This window comes from uncultured Clostridium sp. (genome assembly GCF_947036855.1).
Lineage (GTDB): Bacteria > Bacillota > Clostridia > Clostridiales > Clostridiaceae > Sarcina.
Map to the genome: position 1 here is coordinate 1 of NZ_CAMQRY010000107.1, position 8252 is coordinate 8252.

Here is an 8252-nt window from a genome sequence, read left to right on the forward strand (position 1 = left end):
TCTCACATTGAGATTACCCTTTTCAGTATTTATATTAATTCCATGAATTCACATCATACATTTTAAGTTCTACTTTATCCATTCCATCTAATTGAACTCTTACTAAAGCTCTTAAAGTATCAAGTGATGTTACAACACTGATATTTCTTTCTATAGCAGCTCTTCTTATATGGAATCCATCTCTCTTAGAATCATTTCCTTTTGTTGGAGTATTAACAACTAAATCAACATCTCCACTAACAACCATATCTAAGATATTTGGATTTTCTTCAGTAATTTTTCTAACAACTTCCGCTTCTATTCCAGCTTCTTTAAGAGCTTTCGCAGTTCCTTCTGTTGCTATAATTTTATATCCTAGTGTATTAAGACCTTTAGCTATTTCTACAAATTCATCCTTATCATGCTCATTTACTGTTGCAAGTATTCTTTTTTCACCTTTTCCTACATACATTCCAGCAGCTACGAAACCTTTATATAAAGCTTCTTCAACTGTTTTACCAACTCCTAGAACTTCTCCTGTTGATCTCATTTCTGGCCCAAGACAAACTTCAACTTGTGGAAGTTTTTGTGTTGAGAATACTGGAACTTTTACTGATACAAGATTTGGCTCTTTGTAAACTCCTGTTCCAAATCCTAATTCTTTAAGCTTAGCACCTAGCATAATCTTAGTAGCAAGATCAACTATTGGAACTCCACTAACTTTTGATATATATGGTACAGTTCTTGAAGCTCTTGGGTTAACTTCTATTACATAAAGTTTTCCTTCAAATTCAATAAACTGAATATTAATCATTCCTTTAATTCCAATTCTTAAAGCAAGTTTAGTTGTATAATCTAATACATCTGCTTTAATTTTATCTGATATATTTTGACTTGGATATATAGTAACACTATCTCCTGAGTGAACCCCGGCTCTCTCTAAGTGTTCCATAATCCCTGGTATTAAAACATCTGTACCATCTGATATAGCATCAACTTCTATTTCTCTACCACTTAAATATTTATCAACAAGAATTGGATTTTTAGTATCTTTCTCAAATGCATGCTCTAAATAATATCTTAATTCTTTCTCATTATGAGTTATTTCCATTCCTTGTCCACCAAGTACGAATGAAGGTCTTACAAGCATTGGATATCCAAGTTTTTCAGCTTCTTTAACGCCTTCATTTGTTGTCCATACAGCTTTACCCTTTGGTCTAGCAATATCAAGTTCTTCAAGTAAATCATCAAACTGCTCTCTATCTTCTGCAAGATCTATTTGATCTGATGTAGTACCTAAAGTTTTAATATTTTTAGCTTTTAAGAACTTAGCAAGTTTAATTGATGTTTGCCCACCAAACTGAAGAATAACTCCATCTGGTTTTTCTTTATCTAGGATATTTAAAACATCTTCCTCAACAATTGGCTCAAAGTATAACTTATCAGCAGTATCAAAATCTGTACTAACTGTTTCTGGATTATTGTTTATTATTATTGTTTCAATTCCTTGTGCTCTTAATGATTTAATACAATGAACTGAAGCATAATCAAACTCTACTCCTTGACCAATTTTGATAGGACCTGAACCTATAACTATAACTTTTTTCTTATCTGAAACTACAACCTCATCATACTCATCATAAGTTGAATAATAGTAAGGTGAAACTGCATCAAATTCTCCAGCACAAGTATCAACCATTTTATAAACTGGTTTGATGTTCCATATATCTCTAAGTCTATATATTTCATCTGTATCAACACCAATCATGTCAGCAATTGCTTTATCAGCAAATCCATTTTTCTTAAGTGCTAATAACCACTCTTTATCTAGATTTTCTATATGTGACTCTGAAAGTCTTTGTTCTTCTCTAACTATATTTTTAAACTTCTCAAGGAAGAATATATCTATTCCTGTTATTCTTGAAACCATATCAATTCTATAATCTCTTCTAAGCATTTCTGCAAGAGCAAATATTCTCTCATCATCAGGAGTTACAACTTTCTCTCTTAAAACTTCCATTGAAAGCTTTGTAAACTTCTTGTGTATTAATGAGAACTTACCGATTTCAAGTGATCTTATACCTTTTAAGAATGCTGACTCAAAGTTTGTACCTATAGCCATTATCTCACCAGTTGCCATCATTTTTGTTCCAAGAACTCTATCAGCTCCCTCGAACTTATCAAATGGCCACTTTGGTAATTTTAGAACCATATAATCTATTGTTGGTTCACAACAAGCATAAGTTTTCTTTGTAACTGCATTTAAGATTTCATCAAGACAATATCCAAGTGCTATCTTTGATGCAACTTTAGCTATTGGGTAACCAGTAGCTTTTGAAGCAAGTGCTGATGATCTTGAAACTCTTGGGTTAATTTCTATAACTGCATATTCAAGTGAATTTGGATTTAAAGCGAACTGAACATTACATCCACCTTCAATTCCAACAGCTTCTATAATATCAAGTGCAGCTGTTCTAAGCATTCCACACTCTTTAGGTGTAAGAGTTTGTGTTGGTGCTACAACTATTGAATCCCCTGTGTGTATTCCAACTGGATCAACATTTTCCATACTACAAACTGCTATTTTATTTCCCTTGCTATCTCTAATTACTTCATACTCAATCTCTTTCCAACCTTTAACACTCTTCTCTAAAAGAACTTGTCCGATTGTACTAAGTTGAAGACCTAATGCAAGTGTAACTCTAAGTTCTGCTTCATCATTAGCTATTCCACCACCAGTTCCCCCTAGTGTATAAGCTGGTCTAACTATAACTGGATATCCAATTCTGTTAGCTACTTGAAGTCCTTCTTCTAATTCATGTACTACTTCACTTTCTATAACTGGTTCATTAATTCTTAGCATCATATCTCTGAAAAGTTCTCTATCTTCTCCTTCTTTGATTGATTCTATTGAAGTACCAATTACTTTAACTCCATATTTATCTAAAATACCTTTTTCATATAATTCAACTGAAAGGTTAAGACCTGTTTGTCCACCCATACCAGCTATTATTGAATCTGGTTTCTCTTCTTTTATAATTCTTTCTACATATTCAAGTGTTATTGGCTCTAAGTATATCTTATCTGCAACACCCTTATCAGTCATTATTGTAGCTGGATTTGAGTTTATTAAAATAACCTCTATTCCCTCTTCTTTAATAGCTCTACAAGCTTGTGTTCCTGAATAATCAAACTCAGCACCTTGTCCTATTACTATTGGACCTGAACCTATAACTAAAACTTTTTTGATATCTTTATTTAATGGCATAATATTTTCCTCCCCAATTTTGAAATTACTTTACAAATTCATCATATATAAATTCACTATCTCTATCTGGCATAAACTGTACTCCTGAAATATTTAAGCTATCATTCTTAAATCCTGCTATTGTACTATCGTTTATATTTCTATAAGTAATTTCTGCATCATTTGTTAAATCAGAAATATAGAATCCTTGACTTTGTGTTGTTGTATAAACTTTTCCGTTTGATAATCCTTTTACAGGATGATTTGAACCTCTATGTCCAAATGCAAGCTTGTCTATTTTTCCACCAATAGCCATTGCTATAAGTTGACATCCAAGACCTACTCCATTTACTTTAACTTTTCCAAGTAATACTTTTATCATATCTGAAACATGAGCTACATCATTTGCATTTCCTGGTCCGTTTGATAAGAATACAACATCTGGATTTACTGAAAGAACTTCTTCAGCACTTGTATTATAAGGGAATACTGTTATATCAGCTTCTCTTTTAATGATGTTATTAAGAACACTTTTTTTAATCCCAAGATCTATTACTGCAACTTTTTTACCAGCACCTTTGATTGTGTACTTCTCACTTGTAGAAATCTCACTTACAAAGTTCTTGCTTGAGTAACTTCCAATTTTAGCTTCTATATCAGTAAGTCTAAAATCTTCAACAGAAATAACTCCTGTCATTGAACCTTTGTTTCTTAATATCTTAGTTAAAGCTCTTGTATCAATTCCTTCAAGTCCTATAACTTTATTTTGTTTTAAATAATTATCAAGTTCTAATTCACATCTGAAATTATTTGGGAATTCACATTTTTCTTTTACGATTAGTCCACTTATTTGAACTTTATCTGATTCCATATCTTCAAGATTAATCCCATAGTTTCCTATTAAGGGATATGTCATTGTTACGATTTGTCCTTTATATGATGGATCTGTTATTACTTCTTGGTAACCAGCCATTCCTGTTGAAAATACAACTTCTCCAACTGACTCCTTTAAGTAACCGAAGGCTTTACCCTCAAAAATTGTTCCATCTTGTAATATAAGCTTTGCTTTCATCTTAATAGACCTCCTAATAAATATACTAGAAAAACACACTTTAAAAGGTCTTCTATTCCAACTTAAAATTCTAAGTATTTAATCCGAATTTTAGAAAAAGGTAATAGGAACATTATCTTGCGTAAAAAAACGCGATAATATCCTATTACCTTTTATATATTATTGGAATACAAAATCCAAAGCTATTCATTTTTTGAAATGTAGTTTTATTTTTTAAATTATTTTTTTTCATCCTTATACCTCTTTCTGGCCTCACAGGACCAATTTAAAGTGTATTTTCTAAATTCTTATTACAATATTAATCCAATTCCTTTAAATAGTCAATGAACATTTTGTTAATTTTCAAAAAAAAAGGTTCAAGCCCTGAGCATAACTACTCAGGGCTTGAACTAATTTCAACCTATAAACCTACTTCATTGTCCTATTGAAGCAACTTCTATTATTATATATATAGCTTGTTTTGTCAATATTTTTTGCTATATTATCAATATTAAAAGTTTTATTTTTCTCTATTTATTATATCAGCTACAATTTCTGCAACTTCACCTGTAATTGCTATACACTGTTCTAAATGTTCTTTTTTACCAAAGTCCATTCCCTTAGTTAAAATTTTGCAACAAACAAATTTTCTCTTCTCTTTAAATCTTTCATGAAGTTCTGCTGAAAGTTTCATTGTCTTCATTACACTTGGATCTTGTGCTTTGCTTCTTCCAAAAACCATACCAAGTGCCATAACCCCACCAGAAACTGCTCCACATGTACAACCTGAACCACCAATACCAACTGGGAATCCTGATGCAAGCTTAATTGCTTCATCTGAAAAATCTAATTCAAATGCATCCTTTATTGTTTTAACTATAGCCTCTGAACAATAAAAATCTCCATTTCTATAATATGTTTCAGCTGTTTCTCTAACTTTTTTTAAATCTACATTATTCATAATTTAAAATCACTCCCTAAAAATAACTATACTATATATTATATATATTTTAGAAAACAACTCAACTTAATACATATAAATCCCCTTAAACTCCATTCCTTATTAATTAATCAGTTTTAAAAGTCCTTGATATAAAGCTTCTTTAACTAAATCATTATAAGTATTATAGTCAGGACTACTTTCTATTATTATATCCATAAGTCTTCTAAGTTTCTCATCAATAACAACCCCCACACCTGGAACTTTTTCGTCTGTATTATTATTTTGATATTCCTCTGAAACAACAACTATCATATCTCTATCATTCATACACTGCCACCCCTAATATATTTATTATTATAAAGTATTATAATAGCTTACTAATTGCTACTAACTTATCAATATTTCTTTTAGCACACTCTATCACAAAAAACATATTATATTATTGATATAAATAACATAGGAGATACAATATGGAGATAATTTATCCAGATAAGTTTTTAAAACCTCTGTACCGAACTGATACTCGCTGTGACCACTGTGAGGAACATAAGCACGATAAGCATGATGATGATAAATACGATGATAAACACGATAAGCATGATAAACACTGCAAATGTTCTAAGTGTAAAAAAGATGATGGTAAAAATCATAAACATGATAAGCAACACTATGACCATCATAAAGATAAGCCTATTGAACTACCTCCAAAACATAAACCACCCAAATGTGAATCTTGTGAGGATAAAGTAAACCCTACAAATTCACCTAAATATGCTGTAAGTGGAAATGCACTTGCTTGTTGCTTAGATAAGTTAACTTATATCTGGCAAAATGATGGAAAAGAATACTGGACTTATGTATTCTATGTAGATAAAGTTTGCTATGTTGGTTGGAGATGGAATAAAGAAATTAACGACTGGGTTTACTATGGTGTAGATATATCTAAAGTAGAAACTTTCAGTTGCAAAAGATAGGAGGGTATTATGAAAGTAATTTATCAAGAAAAAGATAATCCTGAATCAGTTGGCGAATTTGAAATATTAGATGATAGCCAAATAGAAATTCTTGAAAGATCATCTGATAATTTTATAGTAGTTTCTGAAAAAGAAGATAAAAATTCTAGACACCCTGGACATACTTCTGAAAAACACTACTACAATCAAGGAATTTATAACCCTTTAAATCTTGGGTATCCACCATCAAAAATCCCTTCATACCATTCTAAAGGCATGGTTAAAGCTAAAGATTGCTACTGCCCAAATTGTAAATGTTCTAATCAAAAACTTAAACTTTGTGCTTATAGATATACTTATCTATGGCTTAAAAATGGAAAAACTTTTTGGTGTTATCCAACTCATATAACTGGGACAATAATATCAGGATGGAAATGGAAAAACTATAAATGGAAATTCTTCAGTATGCCAACTAAAAGAATAAATAATTTTTATTGTTATAAATAAAATAGTAAATAGGAGTGAATTTTTCACTCCCATTTATCTTATCTACTATTCTAATTTTAAACTTAAATCCCTAAATGATTTCACCTATAATTATAAAATTACACATAACTTTTAAGCACAGTCAAATCTCCACTTATCTTATATTTCCCAAGGTCTGCTGGTATAAAGATACTATCACCTTTTTTAATATCAACTATATTCTTATTTTCATCTTCCATATATCCACTTCCATCAACACATGTAAATATAAAGAATCTTTCTTTATCACTAACTTCTGAAATTTCTGAAGATATTATATACTTTTCTATTGTAAAGTATTCACTTTTACATAGTTCAACTTTTTCAAAGCCATCAAATTTTTCAGTATCTTTCCCACCAATATTCTCTGCACTTAATGAAAAATTAATTACATCAAGAGATTTTTCAACATGAATCTCTCTTGGTCTACCATAATCATATATTCTATATGTTATATCACTATTCTGCTGAATTTCAGCAATTATAACACCCTCACAAATAGCATGAACAAGCCCACTATTTATTAAGAAACAATCACCTTTTTTAACATCAATTTTATTAATATATTCCTCTGTTACTCCACTCTTTATCGCCTGTGCAAACTTTTCTTTATCACAATCTTTAGTACCAACTATAAGCTGTGCACCCTCTTTTGCATCAACAACATACCAAGCTTCTGTTTTACCTTTTGAATTTTCAAATTTGTGTGCATACTCATCTCCTGGATGAACTTGTACTGATAACTTATCATTCGAATTTATAAGCTTAACTAAAAGTGGAAATTCTTCTCTTATATTTTCTCCAAGAAGTTTTGTTCCATATTCATCTATTATTTTATCAAATGTCATCCCCTTAAAAGTTCCATTTGATACAACATTCATTCCATTTTCATGGCAAGAAATATCCCAACTCTCTCCAATATTTCCACTTGGCATATTATCTCTAAAGTTTTCTAAATCTCTTCCACCCCAAATTTTTTCAAAATATAAATTTTCAAATTTTATCGGATACATTAAAATTCCCCCTAAATCTAAATCTTAGAAGCCATTATTATCGGAAACTTCCTTAATCCATCTACCTGATTTTTTAATTGTTTTCTTCTGAGTTTCTAAATCTACTGAAATATAGCCATATCTATTTTTATAGGCATTGCACCATGACCAACAATCTATTGGTGTCCATGAGTGGAATCCAAAACAATTTGAACCTTCTTCTATACCCTTATGAAGAAATTCTAAATGCTCTTTAAAGAAATCAATTCTATAATCATCCTCTACTATTCCACTTTCATTTATATATCTTGACTCACCTTCAACACCCATTCCATTTTCTGAAATAAACCAAGGAATATTATCATAGTTATCCCTTATATTTATCGAAATATCATACATACTTTCAGGATATATCTCCCACCCTCTGTATGGATTCATTCTTCTATTTGGCATTTCATAATTTTCAAAATACAAATCTGGCATCCAAGTATTAACTTCTAATTTTTCACACCTAGCCTTAACTCTTCTTGGTTGATAATAATTAACTCCAAGAAAATCTATT

Annotated in this window: 8 protein-coding genes; 2 read left to right on the forward strand and 6 right to left on the reverse strand. The window is 30.6% G+C overall.

Annotated elements, in window-relative coordinates; genetic code table 11:
* Positions 1 to 34: 34 nt before the first annotated feature.
* The 4 genes from carB to Q0V15_RS10145 form a co-directional block, all read right to left on the reverse strand.
* Entirely contained in the window at positions 35 to 3247 is a 3213-nt protein-coding gene (gene carB / locus Q0V15_RS10130; protein ID WP_297438618.1) for a carbamoyl-phosphate synthase large subunit, read from the reverse strand.
* A gap of 25 nt (positions 3248 to 3272) precedes the next feature.
* Positions 3273 to 4298 carry a carbamoyl phosphate synthase small subunit gene (locus tag Q0V15_RS10135; protein ID WP_297438620.1) on the reverse strand — a complete coding sequence of 342 codons (1026 nt, stop codon included), beginning with the start codon at positions 4296 to 4298 and terminating at the stop codon, positions 3273 to 3275.
* Positions 4299 to 4797: 499 nt separating this feature from the next.
* Positions 4798 to 5238 (reverse strand): C-GCAxxG-C-C family protein, encoded by a 441-nt coding sequence (locus tag Q0V15_RS10140; protein ID WP_297438622.1) that lies wholly within the window; start codon positions 5236 to 5238, stop codon positions 4798 to 4800.
* A gap of 102 nt (positions 5239 to 5340) precedes the next feature.
* Positions 5341 to 5547 (reverse strand): hypothetical protein, encoded by a 207-nt coding sequence (locus Q0V15_RS10145; RefSeq protein WP_297438624.1) that lies wholly within the window; start codon positions 5545 to 5547, stop codon positions 5341 to 5343.
* A gap of 143 nt (positions 5548 to 5690) precedes the next feature.
* Between Q0V15_RS10145 and Q0V15_RS10150 the strand changes: the two genes are divergently transcribed.
* Both Q0V15_RS10150 and Q0V15_RS10155 read left to right on the forward strand, forming a co-directional pair.
* Positions 5691 to 6194 (forward strand): hypothetical protein, encoded by a 504-nt coding sequence (locus Q0V15_RS10150; RefSeq protein ID WP_297438626.1) that lies wholly within the window; start codon positions 5691 to 5693, stop codon positions 6192 to 6194.
* 9 nt (positions 6195 to 6203) lie between these two features.
* Positions 6204 to 6680, forward strand: a complete 477-nt coding sequence (locus Q0V15_RS10155) for a hypothetical protein (RefSeq protein ID WP_297438628.1) — start codon at positions 6204 to 6206, stop codon at positions 6678 to 6680.
* 98 nt (positions 6681 to 6778) lie between these two features.
* Here Q0V15_RS10155 and Q0V15_RS10160 read toward each other — a convergent pair whose 3' ends face one another.
* Both Q0V15_RS10160 and Q0V15_RS10165 read right to left on the reverse strand, forming a co-directional pair.
* On the reverse strand, positions 6779 to 7711 hold the full coding sequence (locus tag Q0V15_RS10160) for a type I phosphomannose isomerase catalytic subunit (protein WP_297438630.1): 933 nt from the start codon (positions 7709 to 7711) through the stop codon (positions 6779 to 6781).
* Between the two features lie 24 nt (positions 7712 to 7735).
* On the reverse strand, positions 7736 to 8252 hold a 517-nt coding region (locus tag Q0V15_RS10165; protein ID WP_297438632.1), incomplete at its 5' end, for a family 1 glycosylhydrolase.